The following is a 24855-nucleotide window of genomic DNA, read 5'->3' on the forward strand; positions in this document are numbered from 1 at the left end:
ATGACTAAAGTATTTATTAACGGAGAATTTGTTGATCAACAAGACGCTAAAGTATCATTTGAAGATCGTGGATATGTATTTGGCGATGGTATTTATGAATATATCAGAGCATATGATGGAAAACTGTTTACGGTTACGGAGCATTTTGAAAGATTCATTCGTAGCGCGGGTGAAATTCAACTTGATTTAGGTTATACGGTTGAGGATTTAATTGACGTAGTACGTGAATTATTAAAGGTGAATAATATCCAAAATGGTGGAATCTATATTCAGGCAACACGTGGTGTAGCACCGAGAAATCATTCTTTCCCTACACCTGAAGTAAAACCAGTTGTTATGGCATTTGCTAAAAGTTATGATCGTCCTTTTGATGATTTAGAAAATGGCATAAACGCTGCAACCGTTGAAGATATTAGATGGTTACGTTGTGACATTAAAAGTTTAAATCTTTTAGGTAATGTACTTGCCAAAGAATATGCGGTTAAATACAATGCAGGTGAAGCTATTCAACATAGAGGTGATACTGTTACTGAAGGTGCTTCAAGTAATGTGTATGCGATTAAAGATGGTGCAATCTATACACATCCCGTTAATAATTACATTCTAAATGGAATTACTCGTAAAGTAATCAAATGGATTTCAGAAGATGAAGATATCCCATTTAAAGAAGAGACATTTACTGTAGATTTCTTGAAAAATGCAGATGAAGTCATTGTATCTAGTACATCTGCTGAAGTGACTCCAGTCGTTAAAATTGATGGTGAAGTAGTTGGTGACGGAAAAGTGGGACCAATTACACGTCAACTTCAAGAAGGATTTAATAAATATATTGAAACAAGAAGTAGTTAAGTCATTATTGGATATTGATTAAAATAGGGTGTCGTGAGTCCTTAAATGGGAGACGACACTCTATTTTTTTATTATTTTCATCGATTAATAATTATTAGACTTTAATTAAAAATTCAACAACTTTTAAGAGAATAATGTGTTATAATGATACATAAAGATTTAAGGAATTTCCGATTATTTTCAACTAGTAAAATGTATCTTTTTGTTTCTCATTTTCAGTTGAAAAAGAAGGCTAAAAATTATAAAATCATCATTGAGTGATAAAAGAAACGGGATTAAATTTTTAATGTAAAGGGACAAACATTTTAATAAATTTATTTTTAGCCTATTAATCAAAATTTAAATAATTTTTAAAATATAAGATCGTATTTTCCAACGACGATTTGTAATAAATTAGAATATATGGCTCTTGAAAACTATATTTCTCGAGCCATTTTCTAATTGAAAGTGAGGTGAACGAGTTGGAGCAGTTCTATCAGTTAGGGTGGACACTTGATTCAGCAGGCGGAGCTTCTGGTGAAGCATATATGGCTGAACAAGATGGTCAAAAATTATTTTTAAAGCGTAATTCTAATCCATTTATTGCTGCCTTGTCAGCGGAAGGCATCGTACCTAAGTTAGTGTGGACAAAAAGAATTGAAACTGGTGAAGTAGTTACAGCTCAACATTGGAAGAATGGTAGAGAGCTAGAACCATCTGAAATGTATCAAACTAGAGTGGCAGAATTACTTAAAAAAATACATGGTTCTAAACCATTACTTAATATGTTGAAACGTATGGAAATGGAACCTATTACCCCAACAATAATGTTGAAAAAAATTAATGCCTCTTTATCAAGGGAAGTATTAACACACCATGTTGTACGTAAAGCATTAACTTATTTGGAAGAACATATTCCAAATTTGGATTCACGCTTTTTCACCGTTGTACATGGAGATGTTAATCATAATAATTGGTTATTGTCTGATAGGGATGAATTATACTTAGTAGATTGGGAAGGTGCTATGATTGCTGACCCAGCTATAGATATTGGTATGTTGCTCTACAACTACGTTCCCGAACAAAAATGGTCTAAGTGGTTTAAAACTTATGGTGTTGAAGAAAATATCGATTTAAATAAACGTATGAAATGGTATACGGTAATCCAATCCATCGGTATGGTTCAATGGTATGAAGAACAAAAAAGATTTAAAGATATGAACACTTGGCTAAAATTTTTAAATGAAGTGATGAATAGCAACTTATTTATTTAAGGAGATTTCAAATATGAGAGTGCGCTATAAACCATGGGCGGAAGATTATTTAAAAGAACATCCAGATTTAGTTGATATGGATGGTACACATGCTAGTAAAATGACAGAATGGTTCGACAACGAACAACCCATTTATATTGAGATTGGTTCAGGTATGGGCCAGTTTATCACTACTTTAGCTAAACGACATCCTGAAGTTAACTTTGTGTCCATGGAACGCGAAAAGAGCGTTATGTGCAAAGTGTTAGAAAAAGTAATCGAACATGATATTTCAAATTTGAAAATGATATGTAACGATGCAATTGAATTAAACGAGTATTTTAAAGATGATGAAGTATCAAGAATTTATTTAAACTTCTCTGATCCGTGGCCTAAAAACCGTCATGCAAAACGTCGTTTAACATATCACACTTTTTTAGCTTTATATCAACAAATCTTGAAAAAAGATGGAGAGATACATTTTAAAACTGATAATAGAGGATTATTTGCGTTTAGTTTAGAAAGTATGTCACAGTTTGGAATGTACTTTACTAAATTAAATTTGAATCTTCATGATGAAGATGATGAGGATAATATATTAACTGAGTATGAGAAAAAATTCTCTGATAAAGGTTCACGTATTTATCGTATGGAAGCTAAATTTCATGATCATTTAAATCATTAATTATTAATAAACGAATCTGAGATAAAATCAAATTAAAAAACACATTACAAATTTGCAGTAGTCGACTGAACTGAGATGAGAAGTTACAATAACCAAACTCTTCTCAGTTCTATTTATGTTTACGGAGCTAGGGCGACGAATTCGAAAAGAATTTTGTTCTAGCTCCGTTTATTTTTTGGCAATTAGGATAAAGGTTTAAACAAGTCAAAGTATAAGTTTTATCATAATGCAATTAGTCTTTATAAAGAGGGATGGGATTTATGAGATTAGGTAATTTTGAAGTCAATTATCTGAATGGCGGTAAAGTGCAAATGGATGGTGGTGCTATATTTGGGGTAGTTCCTAAACCACTATGGACAAGAAAGTACGATGTGAATAGTAACAACCAAGTTCCTAACCTAACATATCTAATATTAATACAAACTGAAGACAAAAACATTATTATAGATGCAGGTATTGGAAATCATAAATTATCTGAAAAACAACTGAAGAATTATGGCGTTGAATATGAAAGTAACATTGTGGGAGATTTAGAAAGATTTAATTTAAAAGTTGACGATATTGATATGGTATTAATGTCTCATATGCATTTTGACCACGCGTCAGGATTAACAGATAACGATGGCAACGCTATATTTAAAAATGCTTTACATTATGTTCAACAAGATGAATGGCATGAATTTATTAGCCCTAATATACGTAGTAAATCTACATACTGGTCTAAAAACAGAGGAACCTATGAAACTAACATGTTATTATTTGATAAAGAAATTGAGATTTATCCTGGTATTAAAATGATACACACTGGAGGACATAGTTTTGGTCAGTCAATCATTTTAATTGAAAGCGATGGAGAGAAAGCGGTGCATATGTCAGATATTCTACCGACAAGAGCACACATGAATCCTTTATGGGTAATGGCATATGATGATTATCCAATGCAATCTATACGTGAAAAAGAACGTCTTATCCCATATTTCATAAATAATGATTATTGGTTCCTGTATTATCATGATGACAAGTATTTTGCATTAAAGTTTGAACGAGATGGTAAAACCATAAAAAAAGAAGTTAAGAGATAATAAAAAGGGTAACATGCAATTATAATAAGTAAGCACTTTATGTTTACTTATTATAATTGCATGTTACCTTAAAATGTTATTTTACAATTCTACTATGTTTAAAACTTCTCCAGTTTTAGCATCTGCATAGAAGATATATTCGATTATTTTATTATTCTTGCTTTGAGTGATACCACCTTGATAAATGAGTTTATCTGGGTAAAGGTCATTATCAAGGTATGGCTCATGAAGAATATACGAACCTCTAATGTTCATGAAATAAGATTTTGCATCCTCTAAAACCTTGTTAGGGTGTTTAACTTTGTTATTTTCAAAAATAAAATAAATCACTATTGTCGTAGTAATTCCAAATACAAACGCTAAAGGGATTAAGCTATATTTAAAAAGTGAGCGTATCATAATCTTTACTCCTCTATAAAAAGTTCATATCATTAGTGTACCATATTCAAAATGATATAATACATCTAAGGAGCGTGTAAATAAGATGCAAAACGACAAAACTTTAGAAAGAATTAAAATATTAACAGAACTGCATGGCGCACCGGGGTTTGAAGAAGATGTGCGTGCATATATGAAAAAAGAAATGTCTCCCTATGTGGATGAATTTGTTACTAATCATATGGGCGGTTTCTTTGGCGTGAAAAAATCAAAAAAAAGTAATGCAAAGCGTGTCATGATTGCCGCGCACATGGATGAAATTGGATTTATGATTACCGACATTACGCCAAACGGTATGTTGAAATTCACCAACTTAGGTGGAGTGGCTAACGATATCTGGCAAGGACAACGTTTAGAAGTGAAAAATAGAAACAATGAGAGAGTGGTAGGCGTTGTTTCTAATATTCCTAAACATTTTAGAACTGGTAATGAAGCAGCACCAGAAATTAAAGACTTAATGTTAGATATAGGTGCTGAAAGTGACAATGAAGTCCGAAATAGAGGTGTTGAAATCGGCGACACAATTGTTCCTTATACACAATTGACTCAATTAAGTGAACATCGTTTTAGTGCTAAAGCATGGGATAATCGATATGGTTGTGTGATAGCAATTGAAATATTAGAATTATTAAAAGATGTCGAACTAGATATTGATTTATATGTGGGGGCAAATGTGCAAGAAGAAGTAGGATTAAGAGGTGCTAAAGCTTCAGCAGAAATGATTCAACCTGACGTCGCATTCATTGTTGATTGTTCACCTGCAAATGATATTAAAGGAAAACAACAATTATCAGGAGAGCTAGGTGGAGGTACATTAATTCGTATTAAAGATGGAACGATGATTCTTCAACCTTCATTTAGAGATTATCTATTACAATTAGCAAATGATAATAATATTAATCATCAATATTATATTTCACCTGGTGGTACAGATGGTGGTGAAATACATAAAGCAAATCAAGGCATTCCAACTGCAGTCATTGGTGTCTGTGCGAGATACATTCACAGTACGAATGCCGTCTTTGATATTAGAGATTACTTTTCAGCACGTTCATTATTAGAAAAAGCTATCACCAATTTAACTGATACACAAATAAAATTATTACAATTTCAAGATTAGGAGAAACAAAATGATTAAATTAGAATCTGAAGAACAATTTAAATCGTTACAACAAAAAAATACGGTATTTGAATTTACAGCTGGATGGTGTCCAGATTGTCGTGTTATTGAACCCGAATTACCAAAATTAGAAAAAAAGTATACTGACTTTAATTTTGTTTCTGTTGATAGAGATGAATTTATCGATTTAGCTATTGAAAATGATATTATGGGAATCCCTAGCTTTTTAGTATATAAACAAGGTGAACTTGTAGGCAGTTATATTGGTAAAGAACGTAAATCTATTGAACAAATTGACGCATTTTTAAACCAATACGTTTAAATTTTGTTTTTTATGAAAAATTAATCGTTTAAATATAAATTTGAATTCAGGTAAAGACTGAATTTTTCTGTATCTGAACACTTATTTATTGTAAAATAAAAAAAGGTGCGAATATAGGAGTGTTAATGATGAATGTCTTTCAAATGAGAGATAAAATAAAGCAACGTTTAAATCATTTAGATGTCGACTTTAAATTCGACCGTGAAGAGGAAACGTTACGAATATATAGACAAGACAATCACAAAGGCGTAACAATAAAAATAAATGCAATTGTTGCCAAATATGAAGTTCAAAAAGAAAAAATCGTCGATGAAATTGTTTATTATGTTGAGGAAGCCATCGCACAAATGGCTGATAATAGCATAGATAAAATGAAAGATATCCAAATAATGCCTGTCATTCGTGCGACAAGTTTCGATAAAAAAACAAAAGAAGGCCATCAATTTATTATAGAAAAACATACTGCAGAAACAAATATTTACTATGCACTTGATTTAGGCAAATCATACCGATTGATTGATGAAAGTATGCTTGAATCTCTTGGCTTAACTGAACAACAAGTTAAAGAAATGTCTTTATTCAATATTCGTAAACTTGAAAATAAATATAAAACTGATGAAGTAAAAGGGAATATCTTTTACTTTGTTAATTCTAACGATGGTTACGATGCCAGTCGTATCTTAAATACGAAATTTTTAGATGATATCTATCAACAATGTGAAGGTGAAATGTTGGTTGCTGTGCCACATCAAGATGTTTTAGTTATTGCGGATATTCGCAATAAAACTGGTTATGACGTAATGGCACATCTAACTATGGAATTTTTCACAAAAGGTTTAGTACCTATCACATCACTTTCCTTTGGTTATGAAAAAGGTCATTTTGAACCAATCTTTATTTTAGGAAAGAATAATAAGCAGAAGCGCGATCCAAATGTTATTCAACGTTTGGAAGCTAATCGAAAAAAGTTTAATAAAAAGAAATAAAGTAATAAAGGAGCATTTAAATGAATTTATTTTATAATAAAGAAGGCGTAGGGGATGTTGCATTTTTACAAATTGAACCTACTGAAGGTCATTTCGACTATCATACACATGGTGATGTTGTAACTATCTCACAAGATAATAACATAGTAGGGTTTAACCTTTTTAATTTCTCTAATTATTTTAAAATTGAAGGCAATGGACATATTAAACTTACTAGTGAGCACATAGATGCTATTCAACAATTAATAGATAAAGAAGGCATTAATTACAAATTAGATGCAGATTTATCACCTAAATTTGTAGTTGGATATGTTGAAACAAAAGAAAAACATCCAGATGCTGATAAACTTAGTATTCTAAAAGTTGATGTTGGTTCAGAAAAGTTACAAATTGTATGTGGTGCGCCTAATGTTGAAGCGGGACAAAAAGTTGTTGTAGCTAAGGTTGGTGCAGTGATGCCAAGCGGTATGGTAATAAAAGATGCCGAGTTGCGTGGTGTAGCTTCAAGTGGCATGGTTTGTTCTATGAAAGAATTGAACTTACCAAATGCACCTCAAGAAAAAGGAATTATGGTTCTTTCAGATGATTACGAAGTAGGTAAAGCGTTTTTTGAATAAAAGAGGAAGGGTGTGAGTGTATGAGTTGGTTTGATGATTTATTTAGCAACAATGATAATTCAGATGATGAATTGTTAAGACGTAAAAGCAAACGTCGTCATGACTCTAAAACACAAATGAATAACGATGATACATTACTTCCTGAAAATAACGATATTTATGATCGACCAAAAGGAAAATTTCGATTTCCAATAGAGGTTGGACGGGATAATGAAGACTACGAAGAGGCTATTTATCATGAAGACGATGAATATTTGCATTCATCTAATTATAATAATGATAACGACCAAAATGTAAATCACTTTGAAGACAATCAATTTATTTATGATAGTGCTCAAGATACGCGTAAACGACGTAGAAGACATCATACCAATATAGACGATACAGGGATACCTTCTATAAAAAGTAGATCTTCACAACCTCAAACATCGACATCCCGTAATAATGTATCTAAAAGAACAAATGGCAATAGTTATAAAATGAACGCTGATACTAATTATAATCCTGATAATCATCAGTCACGTTATAAATTACAATCTGAACGGTTTAAATCGAGTTATAAATTGAGTTCTGATTCTACATATCATCGTCCAAGTTTTAAAACATCGGAAGTTCCGTCAGCAATTTTTGGCACCAAAAAGCGTAGACCTATTAAAAATGGTGTCATACCACCTGCTGATGATTCGATTGATGAAAGTTCTGATATTCTGTCTAAATCATCTGACAAAACTGCTGAACAATCAACATACAGTAATTCTGCGAACGTTCAATCAGCTGAGAAAAATAATGATACCGAGCTTAACCATGGTAAATCAAGTTATGTTTCAGAAGATAGTGAAAGCTTAAATCAGAGTAGTAATGGTGACAAAGAAAAAGAAGAACGTATTCCTAACTATTCACAACGTGATAATACAGTAAATATTGAGAATATTTATGCTTCACAAATCGTCGAAGAAATTAGACGTGAGCGTGAACGTAAAGCCCAACAAAAACGTAAATTTAAAAAAGCATTACAAAATAAACGTCAACAAGCTGATGAAGATCAAGACGGTATACAAAAAGCTATAGATGAAATGTATGCTAAACAAGCGGAACAATATATTGGTGAAAGTTCATTAAATGAAGACGAAGTTTTATTTAATAATGAAGTACAAAATCATAGTAATGATGCGAATCGTTACGGCGTCGATAATACATTTGAACCCAAAAATGAGTCTAATGTTATTGATGAAAACATTCAAACTAATGGTTCTAATGATGAAGATGCTCATATTCAAAATGAATCGATTCAAGAAAATTCCAGTGATTCATACAATTATGAAGAAATTGATTTAAACCAAGTCTCAAAAGTACAACAAGTTGATCAAGATGATGTACAAGTTAAAGATATTTCACAAGAAGACGCTTATCAAGAAAGTCTAGATAATGATATAGATGTTGGTAATGAATCTACAACTAACTCAAGTGAAAACTTAAATGACCATCACAATATTGGACATCAAAATGATTCAACACATAATGATATGAACAATACAGAAACTGACGCTAATTTTGAAGACATTAATGAAGTAACTTCAGTAAATTCAAAAGTGTCAAATGATATTACTTTTGATAATAATTCACATGAAGCTTCCGATAATGATATTGACGAGGCTTATTATCGTGAAATTGATAGCGATTCAACATCTGATGTACATGCAAATACAAGTAACAATGATATAGAACAAGAGCATTCGTCAAATTCTAATAATCAGCATATTGACTATCTTGGTAACGCTGTTGAATCAGATGTAGAATATGCGCCTAAGCATTCGGTTGATAATGATTCAAATACACCAAACAATGATAATCTAAGTAATGAACCTAAACTTGATGTAGATAATCGCGAACTTTCAAACGAAGATAATAATGATGATAAACATAGTTCCACTGAAAATGATGCACATATAGATATAAATGAAAAAGAAAAACACGTTGATCATTCTGAATCTCTACAAAAAGACACAACAGCAAAAGTACAACAACGCTCGATTAAGCCAGGTAGCAAGCCTTTTAATGTTGTTATGACACCATCTGATAAAAAACGTATGATGGATGCTAAAAAGAATAATCAAGTACGTAGCAAAGTCAATGTGCCTGAATTAAAACCAGAAACTAAAAATGTACAAACTTCAATAAATAATAATGAAGATCAAAATACAAATGTTAATAAACAAATGAAAGATGATCAATCAAGTCAAAGTGATTTCATTGTTGATGATAATATTTCATTGAATAATGAAAATTTTAAAACTGAAGACAAAGCGAATTCAGATAATTTAGATGCTAATGATATTTCTAATCTTAATACAAGTAGTTCTTCCAAAGAGGGATTAGATCAACATGAATTAGAACCAACAAACCAGCATGAAACTCATGAGCATTTACAACAAGATAATCAAAGACACCCAGATAATCAGTCAAACATTCAAAAACCAGCAATTAGAAAAGGGCCTAATATTAAGCTTCCAAGTATAGATTTATTAGAAGACCCTGAGGAACAAGAAATTGATGAATCGTGGATAGAAGAGAAAAAGCAAGAGTTAAATGATGCATTTTATTATTTCAATGTTCCCGCTGAAGTTCAAAAGGTCACTAAAGGTCCAAGTGTGACTCGTTTTGAATTAGCTGTCGAGAAAGGTGTCAAAGTTTCGAGAATCACTGCTTTACAAGATGACATTAAAATGGCATTAGCCGCTAAGGACATAAGAATTGAAGCACCTATTCCAGGAACAAGTCTTGTAGGTATTGAAGTACCTAATTTAAATCCTACAAAAGTTAATTTGAAATCGATTATAGATAGTCAAAAATTCAAGAATACTGAATCGAAATTAACTGTAGCAATGGGTAACCGCATTAATAATGAACCGTTATTAATGGATATTGCTAAAACGCCCCATGCATTGATTGCTGGTGCGACTGGCTCTGGTAAATCAGTTTGTATCAATAGTATTTTAATGTCATTATTATATAAAAATCATCCTGAGGAATTAAGATTATTATTAATCGACCCTAAGATGGTTGAACTGGCACCATACAATGATTTACCACATCTAGTATCACCAGTTATTACAGATGTTAAAGCGGCTACACAAAGCTTAAAATGGGCGGTTGAAGAAATGGAGCGTCGCTATAAACTATTTGCGAAGTTCCATGTAAGAAACATAACCGCATTTAATAAAAAAGCACCATACGAGCAAAGAATGCCAAAAATTGTTATTGTTATTGATGAATTAGCAGATTTAATGATGATGGCACCACAGGAAGTTGAACAATCAATTGCTAGAATTGCTCAAAAAGCACGTGCATGTGGTATTCATATGCTAGTAGCAACGCAACGACCTTCTGTTAACGTTATTACTGGTTTAATCAAAGCTAATATTCCTACTAGAATTGCCTTTATGGTGTCTTCAAGCGTTGATTCTAGAACTATTTTAGATAGTGGAGGCGCAGAACGACTATTAGGTTATGGAGACATGTTATATTTAGGTAGTGGAATGAATAAACCTATACGTGTACAAGGTACATTTGTTTCGGATGAAGAAATCGATGATGTCGTTGATTTCATTAAAGAACAAAGAGAACCTGATTATCTTTTTGAAGAAAAGGAATTATTGAAAAAGAATCAAACTCAAGCTCAAGATGAGTTGTTTGATGATGTATGTGAATTCATGGTCAGAGAGGGCCACATTTCAACTTCTTTAATTCAAAGACATTTTCAAATAGGATATAATCGTGCTGCACGTATTGTAGATCAATTAGAACAATTAAATTACATTTCTGGTGCAAATGGTTCTAAACCAAGAGATGTATTTATTACTGAATCAGATTTAAAGAAAGATTAATTTAAAGGAGTTTTATGGATATGACGCATTATCATTTTGTTGGTATTAAAGGCGCAGGTATGAGTTCATTAGCACAAATCATGCATGATTTAGGCCATGAAGTGCAAGGCTCAGATATAGAGAAATACGTATTTACAGAAGTTGCATTAAAAAATAAAGGAATAAAAATTCTACCATTTAGTGCTGATAATATTAAAGAAGGCATGGTAGTCATTCAAGGTAATGCGTTCCCAGACACACATGAAGAAATTGTTAAAGCACATGATTTAAAATTAGATGTAATTCGTTACCATGATTTCTTGGGTCACGTTATCGATCAATATACATCAGTAGCTGTTACTGGTGCACATGGTAAAACGTCAACTACTGGTTTGTTATCTCATGTAATGAATGGTGATAAAAAAACATCATTCTTAATTGGAGATGGCACTGGTATGGGATTACCTGCAAGTGATTATTTTGCATTTGAAGCGTGTGAGTATCGTCGTCACTTCTTAAGTTATCATCCAGATTATGCCATTATGACAAATATAGATTTCGACCATCCTGATTACTTTAAAGATATCGATGACGTTGCTAGTGCTTTCCAAAGTATGGCACATAATGTTAAAAAAGCAATTATCGCTTGGGGTGATGATCAACATTTAAGAGAACTTAAAGCTGATGTCCCAATTTATTACTACGGTTTAAGTAAAAATGATGACGTTTATGCCGACAATATTCAAATTACTGAAAAAGGTACTGAATTTGACGTATACATTAATGGGGAATATTATGATCAATTTTTAACACCTCAATATGGAGACCATAATATTCAAAATGCTCTAGCAGTTATTACTATTAGCTACTTAGAGAAAATGGACGTAAATAACATTAAAGAAGCGTTAGAAACATTTGGCGGTGTAAAACGTCGCTTTAATGAAACTATTATCGCAAAACAAGTATTAGTAGACGATTATGCTCACCATCCAAGAGAAATTAGTGCTACAATTGAAACAGCACGTAAAAAATACCCTAATAAAGAGATAGTAGCAGTGTTCCAACCACATACATTTTCTAGAACACAAGCCTTTCTAGATGAATTTGCAACATCTTTAAGTAAAGCAGACCACGTCTTTTTATGTGAAATTTTCGGTTCAATTCGTGAAAATACTGGAGATTTAACTATACAAGATTTAATAAATCGTATTGACGGATCTGCATTAATCGATGAAAATAATATTGATGTATTAGAAAAATTTGAAAATGCTGTCATTTTATTTATGGGCGCAGGAGACATTCAAAAGTTACAACGTGCCTATGAAGAAAAAGTTGGCATGACAAATGAATTTTAATATGTTTATATAAAATCAGGTTGGGTATTTATAATTAATGACTTTTATTTAAAAGTAAATGGTAATTAGGAGGCGTTTTTAATGGATTGGATTTTACCAATTGCTGGAATTATCGCCGCGATTGCATTCTTAGTATTATGTATTGGAATCGTTGTCGTTTTAATTTCAGTTAAAAAGAATTTAGATCACGTGGCTAAAACACTTGATGGTGTTGAAGGTCAGGTTCAAGGTATTACTCGTGAAACAACTGATTTACTTCACAAAGCAAATCGCTTAACTGAAGACATTCAAGACAAAGTTGAACGTTTAAATTCTGTAGTTGACGGTGTTAAAGGCATTGGCGACTCAGTTCAAAACTTAAACGGATCAGTTGATCGTGTAACTAATTCAATTACACATAATATTTCTCAAAATGAAGATAAAATTTCTCAAGTAGTTCAATGGTCAAATGTTGCAATGGAAATTGCTGACAAATGGCAAAATAGACACTACCGTAGAGGAAGTGCAAACTACAGAAATGGTTCTGTAGCTAATGATGCAAATCATGCAAATCAAAATTATACTACAAACGTTGAGAAAAACTTTTAATATGATTCAATCAAATGCACTTAAATGAGGTCTTAACTTATTTAAGTGCATTTCTTATAGGAGGAATTAATATGAGTAAGAAATATAATCGTGATTCATTTGAAACAAATAACTCAGGAAATGATTTAAGAGGCCAAGGTGCTAATCAACAAGATAATTCATCACAATCAAATGCAACAAAACATTATGACCGTGATTCATTCGAAACAAATAACACAGGAAATGATTTAAGAGGCCAAGGCGCCAAACAAAAAAAAAAAAAAAAAAAAAAAAAAAAAAAAAAAAAAAAAAAAAAAAAAAAAAAAAAAAAAAAAAAAAAAAAAAAAAAAAAAAAAAAAAAAAAAAAAAAAAAAAAAAAAAAAAAAAAAAAAAAAAAAAAAAAAAAAAAAAAAAAAAAAAAAAAAAAAAAAAAAAAAAAAAAAAAAAAAAAAAAAAAAAAAAAAAAAAAAAAAGGGGGGGGGGGGGGGGGGGGGGGGGGGGGGGGGGGGGGGGGGGGGGGGGGGGGGGGGGGGGGGGGGGGGGGGGGGGGGGGGGGGGGAAGCAACGAATTGAAGATTTTAGAAATAAAAATAATACTGAAGTAACGAGTAATGAGCTTAAAGCCCAACAAAATGCGATTAAAGCAGAAACATCAAGCGACTTAGCAGATCAATCACCACAAGCACAAGAAATTCAAGAGGCGAAAGCAGAAGCAACATCAACTGAATCAGCTCATAGAACTAATGCAGAAAATAGTGCAGAAGAAATTGTGGCACAGCAAAATGCAATTAAAGCAGAAACAACAAATAATTTAGCAGATAAGTCTCCGCAAGCGCAAGAAATACAAGAAGCAAAAGTAGAAGCGCTTGCTAAAGATGAAAAATCTACTGAAACAGAAAAAGCTAGTGCTACTGAATTAGCAGCCCAACAAAATGCAATCAAAGCAGAAACATCAAGTGACTTAGCAGACCAATCACCACAGGCACAAGAAATACAAGAAGCTAAAGCAGAAACACTAAAAGACAATGAATCAAAAAAAGCTAGTGCTACTGAATTAGCAGCTCAACAAAATGCAATCAAAGCAGAAACATCAAATGACTTAGCAGATCAATCACCACAAGCGCAAGAAATACAAGAAGCCAAAGCAGAAACAACAAAAGATAAAAAATCTACTGAAGCAAAAGAAGTAAGTACTTCAGAATTAGTTGCTCAACAAAACGCAATTAAAGTAGAGTCATCAAAAAATAATCTATCTGATTCAAGTCAAGTGAATGATACTTCAAACAAACAAGCATCTTCATTTGCACATAGATTAGCTTCTGCTTCTAAAGCAAAACAAGATAAGTTAGCAAATGACGTTAAAGTTGCGAATAAAACAAAAGCACTTTTAGCTGAACCAGCAATAGCAAAATCATCTAATAAAAAAGTTCCTAGTTTAATTACTAAATCAACTAAGGAATTTAATAAAGATGAAAAACAAAGTAAAAATGAGCAAAATCATGCAACTGCTAAATTTGAATCAGGAGTTATCACGCATGATTCAAAATCAACTCAAAATAAAGCAAATAAAGCTAAAAATAACCAACAAAATGGCAAAAATAAAACACCAAAACAACAACAAAGAACTGAAAAAGCTAAAAGTAAAATAGATAAACGCACTTTTAATGATTAAAATTACACCTTTGTTTTAAAGAACTGAGACAGTAAGACTTGTCTCAGTTTTTTTGTGTAAATACTAAAAAAGTAATCAATAGTTAGATTATTCAAAACCTTTAGAAAATTAATCGATTACAAAGGTTGAACTATTAGTCTGTAATTGTTAGAATATTTTTAAATACAATTATTTTACCGCTTTAAAGTAATATAATTAAGTAAAGTAAATTATTGAGGTGAGTAGTAATGTCAACTAAATTAGAACAATACAGAGAAGAGATCGTTTCGATTAATAATGATATTTTAGATTTACTATCTAAAAGAGGCGAATTAGCTCAAAAAATTGGCGAAGAAAAAATTAAACAGGGGACAAAAGTTTATGATCCTCAACGCGAAAAAGAAATGATTAATGATTTAATGGATCGTAATCAAGGACCTTTTAATGATAATGTAATAAAACAATTATTTAAAGAAATATTTAAGGCATCTACAGATTTACAAAAATCAGAAAATGAAAAACATTTGTATGTTTCTAGAAAACTCAAACCAGAAGACACAATTGTCAAATTTGATAACGGCGGCATCATTGGTGATGGTAACAAATCATTCGTATTTGGACCATGCTCTGTTGAATCTCAAGAACAAGTAGATATCGTTGCTAAAGACTTAAAAGCTAAAGGTGAAAAATTTATTCGTGGCGGTGCTTTTAAACCGAGAACTTCACCATATGATTTCCAAGGACTTGGTATAGAAGGATTGAAAATCTTAAAAAATGTAAAAGACAAATTTGGCTTAAATGTAGTCAGTGAAATTGTAAATCCTGCTGATTTTGAAGTAGCGGATGAATATTTGGATGTTTTCCAAATTGGTGCACGTAATATGCAAAACTTTGAACTATTAAAAGAAGCTGGGCGTACTAATAAACCAATTTTGTTAAAACGTGGATTATCAGCAACTATTGAAGAGTTTACATTCGCTGCTGAATATATTGCATCTCAAGGCAATAAAAACATTATATTATGTGAACGTGGTATTCGTACTTATGAGAAAGCAACGCGTAATACATTAGATATTTCAGCCGTACCAATATTGAAACAAGGCACACATTTGCCTGTAATGGTTGATGTTACACATAGTACAGGCAGAAAAGATATTATGCTACCAACGGCAAAAGCAGCTTTAGCTGTTGGAGCTGATGGAGTAATGGCAGAAGTACACCCTGATCCATCAATTGCCTTAAGTGATAGCGGTCAACAAATGGATTTAGATGAATTTAATAAATTCTATAATGAGTTAAAACCACTTTCAGATCTATACAATTCAAAAAAATTAAAGTAAACATGTTTAATAGCGCTTTCTAATAGAGCCAATTTAAGCTATTCATTTTACTAGATAGTCATACTATTTTATAATATGACTTTCAGTAAAGATGAATGGCTTAGTTTATGTTTGTAACAAATTAATATAAAAATAATATTATAATATCAATAAAAATAAAATGTTTGAGATGTAATATGTCAATAATATAAATCATTTAGCATAAAAATTTGACATAAATGTGAATAAATTACTAACTAAATTGACACATATCAATTTTATGATAAACTTTGAAAATATGATGAAAGCACGTTATAATAACAAATAAAACGCTTACAAGGAGGAAATTATGACTGTAACAATTTATGATGTTGCTAGAGAAGCTCGCGTATCAATGGCAACAGTATCGAGAGTGGTTAATGGTAATCAAAATGTAAAACCAGAAACACGTAAAAAAGTTAATGAAGTAATAAAAAAATTGAATTATAGACCAAACGCTGTTGCGAGAGGGCTTGCTAGTAAAAAAACAACAACAGTAGGCGTTATTATTCCAGATATATCAAATATTTACTATTCACAATTAGCACGAGGTATTGAAGATATAGCAACAATGTATAAATATCATTCAATAATTTCTAATTCAGATAATGATTCTGAAAAGGAAAAAGAAATTTTCAATAATCTTTTAAGTAAACAAGTGGATGGCATTATCTTTTTAGGTGGTACGATTTCAGACGAAATAAAAGACTTAATCAATCAATCTTCCGTTCCTGTTGTGGTTTCTGGCACAAATGGTAAAGATGATAATATCGCTTCAGTTAATATTGATTTCAAAGAAGCAGCTAAAGAAATTACTGAACAATTAATTGATAATGGGGCTAAAGAATTTGCACTAGTAAGTGGGGATTATTCTAAAAAAGCTCAAGATGATGTATTAAGCGGATTAAAAGAAGTGCTAGATAAACATCAACTTAAACTTAATGAAACGGTTCCACTATCAGGTTCTGAAAGTTATAAAGATGGTATAAGAGTATTTGAAGAATTAAAACATAATTTACCAGATGCTATCTTATCAGTAAGTGATGAACAAGCAATTGGCATTATGCACAGTGCACTAGATGCCGGTATCAAAGTACCTGAAGAATTACAAATTGTAAGTTTTAATAATACGCGACTTGTTGAAATGGTAAGACCTAAATTATCTAGTGTTATTCAACCACTTTATGATATAGGTGCAGTAGGAATGCGTTTGCTAACTAAATATATGAATGACGAAGAAATTGAAGAACCAAACGTTATTTTGCCACATAGAATTGAATATCGTGGAACTACTAAATAATCAAAATAAGAGAATAAAAGAAGAGATTGAAATCATACAATGCTATGTTTCAATCTCTTTTTATATTTATTACTTTGTATACCAACTAACGATCAGCTGTGCACGTTCATTATTTTTATCAGATATTTCTTTAGTTCGGGGAATCGTTTCATAATCACGATAATCTTCCGTCCAATGCTTAGGTAATTTGACTGGTGAATAGGTAGACCACTTATGTAGCCACTTTTCAGGAAGGGCACCATTAGGTAGTGCTTCATTTATTAATGCTAAAAATATATGACTCCATGCACGTGGAACAACTTGCCAAATATTATAACCACCGCCACCAAACATCATTACTTTCCCATCAGTAAATTGATTTGCTAATTTCTGTATTATAAAAGGTATTTCATACAAAGTTTCTAATGAACAACTTAAGTGCGTTAGTGGGTCTAAGTAGTGAATATCTACGCCGTGCACACTTAAAATAATATCCGGCTTATAAGCTTTAATAACACTTGTTACTGATTCTTCAAACACTTTTAAAAAATTATCGTGTTCTGTAAATGGCTCTAATGGCAGATTCACAGTATAACCATAGCCTAAATCTTCACCGCGTTCAGTATAATGTCCGGATCCAGGAAATAAAAACTTGCCGGTTTCATGAATCGAATAACACATGATTGAATTGTCTGTATAAAAACTCCATTGTGTTCCATCACCATGATGTGCATCTGTATCAATAATCATAACGCGTTGATTAAATTTTGTAGCTAGATATTTTGCAGTAATTGCGACATCGTTATAAATACAAAATCCATTTGCACGACCAGGGAGTGCGTGATGTAAGCCACCACCCAAATGGCAACCGTTTTGATATCTGCCATCCATGATTGCATCTGCTAAGTTTAATGCACCTCCGACAATACGTGCACTATGCTTATGCATATGTCGGAACTGATAGGTGTCATCAGTATTTAGACCATATTTTTGTGCTTCTGAAGTGCTTAAAATACCATGTGACGCATGTTTAATTGCTTGAATATAGTCATATTGGTGAACTAGAGCTAACTCATCATCAGTCGCTATTCTCGGTTGAATCATATGCGCTTTTGTTAAAATCCCCATTGCTTGAAGTAATTCTGTAGTTAATTTTAATCTCATTTGATTAAAAGGATGATTATCATTAAAACGATATTTTAATAATTCATCTGAATATACATAACCTGTTTTAAATTTATTTTGCATAATTATCATACCCCTTAAAATATACCGAGCAGTCTTTAAAAGAAAAATCTATTTTTATAACGTAAGTCATCAAAAGCTTGTTGCTGGTCTAAAGTAATACGTTTACCAATTCTAGCCATTAAACAATTAGCAGGGTGACTTGTAATTTCAGGATCATCCGTGGCAAATACTTCTAAACCACCTTTAGACATCAATTTTTGCATCATTTTCTTATATTCATAAACATCTAATTTTGCAGTTTTCAAATCCCAATGCCAGTAATATTCCGTAGTTAGAACAATGTAATTTTCAAATTCGTCCTGAGAAAGACTTAATGAAATAAGTTCACCACCCAAATGATATTGACGATATGCATGATGTATTTCAATAGCGCCTAGTTCGATAAGGTAATCTAAGTTACCTTCCGACCATCGTTCAAAATCATCTGGATAATGATAGGTAACATAACCTATGATATGTTGATTTTGTCTAACAATATAAATGCGTCCTTCTGTTAATTGACTTATTTCAAGAAGCGCTTCGAATTGATCGGATGCCGGTCGAAATGCATTTAAGTCATCATCAAAAGTAAGCGTTTTCAAATTTGTGTATGATACAGGGCCCTCAATAGTAAACGTATTATTATCCACAGATATATGTTTATTTACATATGTTTTGATATGTTTCATTCATCTCACTCCCATTTTGCCCAATCATTATAGTTATTTTATATTTATTTAGGAAAATAAACAAATTTAAATGTAATAATTATCTAAAAATTTTGAATAACACAAAAATTGATGTATAATACTTTTTAAAGAAAGCGATTTCATTTAACAAGGGGGAGTTAAAAATGAAAGTAGAAGTATATGAAAGCCAAAACGGAAACTATAATTTAAAAGACTATGAACAAACGTATGAAAACTTTAAATGGGACGAAGTTAAAAAGGCTTTCTCATGGAATGAGACTGATAAAATCAATATGGCTTATGAGTGCATTGATCGCCATGTAGATAATGGAAAAGGGGATAAAATTGCTCTTAATTATAAAGATGAACGACGAGAAGAGCAATATACGTTTAATCAATTAAAAGCGTTGTCTAATAAAGCAGCAAATGTTTTAGTTGATAAAGCACATGTTCAAAAAGGTGATCGCGTATTTATCTTTATGCCACGCACACCAGAACTATACTTCGCATTTCTTGGAATCTTAAAAATTGGTGCAATTGTAGGTCCTTTATTTGAAGCTTTCATGGAAAAAGCTGTAACAGATAGATTAGAAAATAGTGAAGCAAAAGTTATTGTTACAACGAAAAGTTTGCTAGGTAGAATTCCTAAAGATAAGTTGCCTCATTTAGAAACAATTGTAGTAGTAGATGATGAAGTTGAAGATGGTTATGTCGATTTTAACACTGAATTAGAACACGCAAGTGAAGAATTTGAAATTGAGTGGTTAAAAGAAGACGATGGTTTAATCTTACACTATACATCAGGTTCAACTGGACAACCAAAAGGTGTACTACATGTACAAAAAGCAATGTTACTTCATTATATATCAGGTAAATATGTACTAGACTTACAAGAAGATGACATTTATTGGTGTACAGCTGACCCAGGTTGGGTAACTGGAACATCATATGGTGTATTTGCACCTTGGTTAAATGGTGTAACGAATTGTATTGCCGGCGGTAGATTTTCTCCAGAGCAATGGTACGGCATGATAGAGCATTTTAAAGTGACAGTATGGTACACTGCACCGACAGCATTGAGAATGTTAATGAGTGCAGGTGACGATATTGTTGAAAAATATGATTTATCATCATTACGTTCAATTTTATCTGTGGGTGAACCCCTAAACCCTGAAGTTATTAAATGGGCAAAAGAAGTTTATGATAAACGTGTACTTGATACATGGTGGATGACAGAAACAGGTGGACATATGATTGTTAACTACCCAGCTATGGACATTAAATTAGGTTCAATGGGTAAACCACTCCCTGGTATTGAAGCGGCTATAATTGATGATTCAGGTAAAGTGCTACCGCCAAATCGAATGGGTAACTTAGCGATTAAAAAAGGATGGCCTTCAATGATGTATGCGATCTGGAAGAATCCAGAAAAATATGATTCTTACTTCATTGGTGATTGGTATGTATCAGGCGACTCAGCATATCAAGATGAGGATGGTTATTTCTGGTTCCAAGGTAGAGTTGATGATGTCATCATGACAGCTGGTGAGCGTGTAGGTCCATTTGAAGTTGAGTCTAAATTAGTTGAACATGAAGCAGTTGCAGAAGCAGGGGTTATTGGTAAACCTGATCCTGTACGTGGAGAAATTATTAAAGCATTTATTTCATTACGACAAGGCTACGAGCCTTCAGACGAACTGAAAGAAGAGATTAGAAAATTTGTTAAAGAAGGATTATCAGGTCATGCAGCACCTCGTGAAATAGAGTTTAAGGATAAACTTCCTAAAACGCGTTCAGGTAAAATCATGAGACGTGTACTTAAAGCTTGGGAATTAAATTTAGATGCTGGCGATTTAAGTACTATGGAAGATTAAAGTTAAAAAATAATATATTTAAAGAATCCTTTTATATAAGTGGATATAATTTAAATCATTGATTTTAACTTAATAAATACATTATGTAAGTTTTTAATATGGCAGTTTGCTTCTTTAATAGTTAGGAGGTAAACTGCTATTTTGTTTTTATTATTTACTTACAAGAAAAATAGTTTGTTATATTTTATAAATTTATTTATAAAGTAGGATGAAAACTAATATTATCATAATAAATAGTTAAATTTTACACAAAACATTGGAAACGCTATCAAAAATTCGACATCGCTTACATTGTTAGTTATTATTAATATGTAAGATTTTTAAGAAACCTTATATCTCTTAGAAAAGGTCTTCTTACATATAAAATCAAAACTAATTATTAATAAGGGGTTGAAATAAGTTGGCACATTTATCAGATTTAGATATTGCTAATCAATCAGAACTAAAACCTATTGGAGAAATCGCTGAAAAAGCTGGAATCCCAGCAGATGCATTAGAACAATATGGTCACTATAAAGCGAAGATTGATATTAATCAAATTAAACCTAAAGAAAACAAAGGGAAAGTAGTTTTAGTAACTGCAATGAGTCCAACTCCAGCAGGGGAAGGTAAATCAACAGTTACAGTAGGTTTATCAGATGCATTTCATGAATTAAATAAAAATGTAATGGTTGCTTTACGTGAACCAGCATTAGGACCAACTTTTGGTATTAAAGGTGGTGCTACAGGCGGTGGTTACGCTCAAGTATTACCTATGGAAGATATTAACTTACACTTTAACGGGGACTTCCATGCTATTACAACTGCCAACAACGCATTATCAGCATTCATTGATAATCATATTCATCAAGGTAATGATTTAGGAATTGATGTACGTCGTATTGAATGGAAACGTGTATTAGATATGAATGACCGTGCATTACGTCATGTTAATGTTGGTTTAGGTGGACCTACAAATGGTGTACCTCGTGAAGATGGATTTAATATTACTGTAGCTTCTGAAATTATGGCTATTTTATGTTTAGCACGTAATATTAAAGACTTAAAAGACAAAATTAGTCGTATTACAATTGGTTATACACGTGATCGTAAGCCAGTTACAGTAGCTGATCTTAAAGTTGAAGGCGCGTTAGCAATGATTTTAAAAGATGCGATTAAACCAAACTTAGTACAAACTATTGAAGGTACTCCTGCTTTAGTTCATGGCGGACCATTCGCTAATATCGCTCATGGTTGTAACTCAATTTTAGCTACAGAAACTGCACGTGACCTAGCCGATATCGTAGTTACAGAAGCTGGTTTCGGTTCTGACTTAGGTGCTGAAAAATTCATCGACATTAAAGCGCGTGAAGCAGGATTCGAACCATCAGCAGTGGTATTAGTTGCGACAGTTCGTGCGCTTAAAATGCATGGTGGCGTAGCTAAAGATGACTTGAAAGAAGAAAACGTTGAAGCACTTAAAGCTGGTATGGTTAACCTAGAACGTCACGTTAACAACATCCGCAAATTTGGTGTTGAACCAGTTATCGCATTAAACGCATTCATTCACGATACTGAAGCTGAAACTGAAGCAGTTAAAGCTTGGGCTAAAGAAAACAACGTACGTATCGCTTTAACTGAAGTTTGGGAAAAAGGTGGTAAAGGTGGCGTAGACCTTGCTAACCAAGTACTTGAAGTTATCGAACAACCAAATGACTTCAAATTCTTATATGATTTAGATCAATCATTAGAAGAAAAAATTGAAACAATCGTTAAAGATATCTATGGTGGTTCATCAGTTACATTTAGTAAAAAAGCTAAAAAACAATTAAAAGAATTCACTGATAATGGTTGGGGCAAATATCCAATCTGTATGGCTAAAACACAATATTCATTTAGTGATGACGCTACAGCATTAGGTGCACCAACTGACTTTGATATTACAATTAGAGAATTAGAAGCTAAAACAGGTGCTGGATTCATCGTTGCATTAACAGGTGCAATTATGACTATGCCAGGCTTACCTAAAAAACCAGCAGCGTTAAATATGGACGTTACTGATGATGGTCATGCTGTAGGCTTATTCTAATAACAATTATTAATATTAGATAGAATTAGATATTTATATTATAAGGCTAAATTGCAATTTAGCAGTAGCTAACTGAGCTGAGAAAGTGCTTTATATCAAGCTTTTCTCAGTTCATTCATCCTTGCGGGGCTGGGACTACGAATTCAGATGAATTCTATCCCAGTCCTTTTTTGTATAAAGAAAACCATACGTTTATGCGTATGGTTCAAAAACAATTTTATAGGGGATTAGTGAAATGTGTGAGACAAAAAAATCGTTCATCTAAGATTAGTGGTTTGATTGCTTTATTAAAAAATTGATTGATTTTGAAAAGATTTAAATTATGATACAGTTTGTGAATCGCCATGTAAATCAGGATTCGTTAATAAGTGATTATATATATTGTATTTTTTCGCTTGTCGATATTCTTTTTTGTTAATTACGCCTTCAACAAGCATTCTTTTAAGAACATAATGTTGACGTTGAACACTTAATTGAATCTCCGTTTTAGATTTCAAGCTTCCATTATTATTATAAGGGGTATACATATATGGACTTTGCAGTAAGCCGATTAAATATGCTGATTGCGCTATATTTAAATTACTGGGTGGTACACCAAATAAACTATAAGAGGCTGAAGCAATTCCAGTAATATTATTACCTTCATAATCTCGTCCAAATGGAACAATATTTAAATATGTATAAATAATTTCATTTTTAGTAAGAATTTTTTCCAAACGCATAGATAATATAAGTTCGTTTGCTTTTCTACTATAGGTTTTCTTGTTAGATAGTACTTGGTTTTTGATCAATTGTTGCGTAATGGTGCTACCACCTGTACTATGATTTAATTTAAATACATCTTGGACCATGGCACGAACTAATGCTTTAGGAAGTATACCATTATGTTTATAAAATAGAGTATCTTCAGAAGATGTTAAAGCTTTAATAACGTTTGGACTAACATGTTTAGGTCCAACAATTAAAGAATTTTCAGATTGGTTATATTCTTGTAAAATATGTTTGCTATTATGGTCGAGTAAATCATCACCAGCAAAATGTAAAACCCTTTGTTTTAGTTCCTGATTGCTTATTTTTGAGGATTCGTGAGTTAAATGATGAAAATAAATTATTGTTCCTATGAAAGCAACGATAGATACTACTAATACAAAACAAAATAAGCTTACGAAAATATATTTAATATTTTTATAAACTTTTTCAAACTTGTTTAAATTCGCATATCTATCTGATTTGGCAAATATCGCTTTCATTTCAATCCTCCTAAAATTTAAATCTAGTATAACATATTCAGTAAGTTGACTTTTAATAGCTTGTTACTTATAATTATAACCAATTCTATATATTTAGGATAAGAGGAGAAGTAGTGTATCTGTCGATATTCAGAGAGTTAGTGGTAGCTGTGAACTAACAATCGCTTATATATGAATACACCTCAACGTAAACTATCCTACGTTTAGTTAATGAACGTATCATTAGTAGAGTGAACAACATTAGGTTGTTTAAGTATGGTGGTAACGTGCACAAGCGCCCTTACATTTAAAAATGTAGGGCGTTTTTTATTTTTTTCAAAAATGATTATCATCAAATTAAGTA

General features: G+C 32.0%; 21 protein-coding genes. 17 read left to right on the forward strand and 4 right to left on the reverse strand.

The features are described 5' to 3' along the window. From dat to HYI43_05430, 4 genes are all read left to right on the forward strand, one after another. The gene (gene dat, locus HYI43_05415) at positions 1-849 is read left to right on the forward strand and encodes a D-amino-acid transaminase (protein ID UDI78000.1); all 849 of its coding nucleotides are present in this window, start codon (positions 1-3) and stop codon (positions 847-849) included. Between the two features lie 461 nt (positions 850-1310). Further along, entirely contained in the window at positions 1311-2102 is a 792-nt protein-coding gene (locus HYI43_05420) for a phosphotransferase family protein (GenBank protein ID UDI78001.1), read from the forward strand. A gap of 13 nt (positions 2103-2115) precedes the next feature. Continuing rightward, positions 2116-2766: a tRNA (guanosine(46)-N7)-methyltransferase TrmB gene (gene trmB / locus HYI43_05425; protein ID UDI78002.1), complete on the forward strand. Its 651-nt coding sequence runs from the start codon at positions 2116-2118 to the stop codon at positions 2764-2766. A 260-nt stretch (positions 2767-3026) separates the two neighbouring features. Beyond that, entirely contained in the window at positions 3027-3848 is an 822-nt protein-coding gene (locus HYI43_05430; protein ID UDI78003.1) for an MBL fold metallo-hydrolase, read from the forward strand. Positions 3849-3929: 81 nt separating this feature from the next. Here HYI43_05430 and HYI43_05435 read toward each other — a convergent pair whose 3' ends face one another. Beyond that, positions 3930-4247 carry a PepSY domain-containing protein gene (locus tag HYI43_05435; GenBank protein ID UDI78004.1) on the reverse strand — a complete coding sequence of 106 codons (318 nt, stop codon included), beginning with the start codon at positions 4245-4247 and terminating at the stop codon, positions 3930-3932. 85 nt (positions 4248-4332) lie between these two features. Between HYI43_05435 and HYI43_05440 the strand changes: the two genes are divergently transcribed. From HYI43_05440 to ccpA, 11 genes are all read left to right on the forward strand, one after another. Beyond that, positions 4333-5406, forward strand: coding sequence for a M42 family metallopeptidase (locus tag HYI43_05440; GenBank protein ID UDI78005.1), 1074 nt, complete (start codon positions 4333-4335; stop codon positions 5404-5406). 10 nt (positions 5407-5416) lie between these two features. Next, positions 5417-5728, forward strand: a complete 312-nt coding sequence (locus HYI43_05445; GenBank protein UDI78006.1) for a thioredoxin family protein — start codon at positions 5417-5419, stop codon at positions 5726-5728. A 128-nt stretch (positions 5729-5856) separates the two neighbouring features. Further along, positions 5857-6714: a DUF1444 domain-containing protein gene (locus tag HYI43_05450; protein ID UDI78007.1), complete on the forward strand. Its 858-nt coding sequence runs from the start codon at positions 5857-5859 to the stop codon at positions 6712-6714. A gap of 20 nt (positions 6715-6734) precedes the next feature. After that, positions 6735-7331, forward strand: coding sequence for a DUF4479 domain-containing protein (locus HYI43_05455; protein UDI78008.1), 597 nt, complete (start codon positions 6735-6737; stop codon positions 7329-7331). Between the two features lie 20 nt (positions 7332-7351). Then, complete coding sequence (locus HYI43_05460; protein UDI78009.1) at positions 7352-11215, forward strand: DNA translocase FtsK; 3864 nt, start codon at positions 7352-7354, stop codon at positions 11213-11215. Between the two features lie 20 nt (positions 11216-11235). Continuing rightward, the gene (locus tag HYI43_05465; protein UDI78010.1) at positions 11236-12549 is read left to right on the forward strand and encodes a UDP-N-acetylmuramate--L-alanine ligase; all 1314 of its coding nucleotides are present in this window, start codon (positions 11236-11238) and stop codon (positions 12547-12549) included. Between the two features lie 81 nt (positions 12550-12630). Further along, positions 12631-13137 carry a DUF948 domain-containing protein gene (locus tag HYI43_05470; protein ID UDI78011.1) on the forward strand — a complete coding sequence of 169 codons (507 nt, stop codon included), beginning with the start codon at positions 12631-12633 and terminating at the stop codon, positions 13135-13137. A 71-nt stretch (positions 13138-13208) separates the two neighbouring features. Next, positions 13209-13721 carry a hypothetical protein gene (locus HYI43_05475; protein UDI78012.1) on the forward strand — a complete coding sequence of 171 codons (513 nt, stop codon included), beginning with the start codon at positions 13209-13211 and terminating at the stop codon, positions 13719-13721. Positions 13722-13885: 164 nt separating this feature from the next. Next, a complete protein-coding gene (locus tag HYI43_05480; protein ID UDI78013.1) occupies positions 13886-14788 on the forward strand; it encodes a Maebl in 903 nt (300 codons plus the stop codon). Between the two features lie 227 nt (positions 14789-15015). Further along, on the forward strand, positions 15016-16107 hold the full coding sequence (locus tag HYI43_05485) for a bifunctional 3-deoxy-7-phosphoheptulonate synthase/chorismate mutase (GenBank protein ID UDI78014.1): 1092 nt from the start codon (positions 15016-15018) through the stop codon (positions 16105-16107). Between the two features lie 328 nt (positions 16108-16435). Continuing rightward, positions 16436-17425, forward strand: coding sequence for a catabolite control protein A (gene ccpA / locus HYI43_05490; GenBank protein ID UDI78015.1), 990 nt, complete (start codon positions 16436-16438; stop codon positions 17423-17425). Between the two features lie 69 nt (positions 17426-17494). Here the strand turns inward: ccpA and HYI43_05495 are convergent, their stop codons facing one another. Together HYI43_05495 and HYI43_05500 are read right to left on the reverse strand one after the other, a co-directional pair. Then, positions 17495-18652 carry an acetoin utilization protein AcuC gene (locus HYI43_05495; GenBank protein UDI78016.1) on the reverse strand — a complete coding sequence of 386 codons (1158 nt, stop codon included), beginning with the start codon at positions 18650-18652 and terminating at the stop codon, positions 17495-17497. A gap of 35 nt (positions 18653-18687) precedes the next feature. Then, on the reverse strand, positions 18688-19320 hold the full coding sequence (locus HYI43_05500; GenBank protein UDI78017.1) for an N-acetyltransferase: 633 nt from the start codon (positions 19318-19320) through the stop codon (positions 18688-18690). Between the two features lie 164 nt (positions 19321-19484). Here HYI43_05500 and acsA point away from each other — a divergent pair, with 164 nt between their 5' ends. Continuing rightward, a complete protein-coding gene (gene acsA / locus HYI43_05505; protein ID UDI78018.1) occupies positions 19485-21194 on the forward strand; it encodes an acetate--CoA ligase in 1710 nt (569 codons plus the stop codon). Positions 21195-21594: 400 nt separating this feature from the next. Continuing rightward, positions 21595-23262 (forward strand): formate--tetrahydrofolate ligase, encoded by a 1668-nt coding sequence (locus tag HYI43_05510; protein UDI78019.1) that lies wholly within the window; start codon positions 21595-21597, stop codon positions 23260-23262. A 320-nt stretch (positions 23263-23582) separates the two neighbouring features. Here HYI43_05510 and HYI43_05515 read toward each other — a convergent pair whose 3' ends face one another. Then, complete coding sequence (locus HYI43_05515; GenBank protein ID UDI78020.1) at positions 23583-24512, reverse strand: penicillin-binding protein; 930 nt, start codon at positions 24510-24512, stop codon at positions 23583-23585. Between the last annotated feature and the right edge of the window lie 343 nt (positions 24513-24855).

Origin of the sequence: Staphylococcus taiwanensis, from assembly GCA_020544305.1 — a bacterium.
In the GTDB taxonomy this organism is placed as follows: domain Bacteria; phylum Bacillota; class Bacilli; order Staphylococcales; family Staphylococcaceae; genus Staphylococcus; species Staphylococcus taiwanensis.

Bases quoted from the DNA above. Each gene is read 5' to 3' on its own strand.
- dat (UDI78000.1), top strand. From the start codon at position 1: ATGACTAAAGTATTTATTAACGGAGAATTTGTTGATCAACAAGACGCT.
- trmB (UDI78002.1), top strand. From the start codon at position 2,116: ATGAGAGTGCGCTATAAACCATGGGCGGAAGATTATTTAAAAGAACAT.
- HYI43_05430 (UDI78003.1), top strand. From the start codon at position 3,027: ATGAGATTAGGTAATTTTGAAGTCAATTATCTGAATGGCGGTAAAGTG.
- HYI43_05435 (UDI78004.1), bottom strand. From the start codon at position 4,247: ATGATACGCTCACTTTTTAAATATAGCTTAATCCCTTTAGCGTTTGTA.
- HYI43_05440 (UDI78005.1), top strand. From the start codon at position 4,333: ATGCAAAACGACAAAACTTTAGAAAGAATTAAAATATTAACAGAACTG.
- HYI43_05445 (UDI78006.1), top strand. From the start codon at position 5,417: ATGATTAAATTAGAATCTGAAGAACAATTTAAATCGTTACAACAAAAA.
- HYI43_05450 (UDI78007.1), top strand. From the start codon at position 5,857: ATGAATGTCTTTCAAATGAGAGATAAAATAAAGCAACGTTTAAATCAT.
- HYI43_05455 (UDI78008.1), top strand. From the start codon at position 6,735: ATGAATTTATTTTATAATAAAGAAGGCGTAGGGGATGTTGCATTTTTA.
- HYI43_05460 (UDI78009.1), top strand. From the start codon at position 7,352: ATGAGTTGGTTTGATGATTTATTTAGCAACAATGATAATTCAGATGAT.
- HYI43_05465 (UDI78010.1), top strand. From the start codon at position 11,236: ATGACGCATTATCATTTTGTTGGTATTAAAGGCGCAGGTATGAGTTCA.
- HYI43_05470 (UDI78011.1), top strand. From the start codon at position 12,631: ATGGATTGGATTTTACCAATTGCTGGAATTATCGCCGCGATTGCATTC.
- HYI43_05475 (UDI78012.1), top strand. From the start codon at position 13,209: ATGAGTAAGAAATATAATCGTGATTCATTTGAAACAAATAACTCAGGA.
- HYI43_05485 (UDI78014.1), top strand. From the start codon at position 15,016: ATGTCAACTAAATTAGAACAATACAGAGAAGAGATCGTTTCGATTAAT.
- ccpA (UDI78015.1), top strand. From the start codon at position 16,436: ATGACTGTAACAATTTATGATGTTGCTAGAGAAGCTCGCGTATCAATG.
- HYI43_05495 (UDI78016.1), bottom strand. From the start codon at position 18,652: ATGCAAAATAAATTTAAAACAGGTTATGTATATTCAGATGAATTATTA.
- HYI43_05500 (UDI78017.1), bottom strand. From the start codon at position 19,320: ATGAAACATATCAAAACATATGTAAATAAACATATATCTGTGGATAAT.
- acsA (UDI78018.1), top strand. From the start codon at position 19,485: ATGAAAGTAGAAGTATATGAAAGCCAAAACGGAAACTATAATTTAAAA.
- HYI43_05515 (UDI78020.1), bottom strand. From the start codon at position 24,512: ATGAAAGCGATATTTGCCAAATCAGATAGATATGCGAATTTAAACAAG.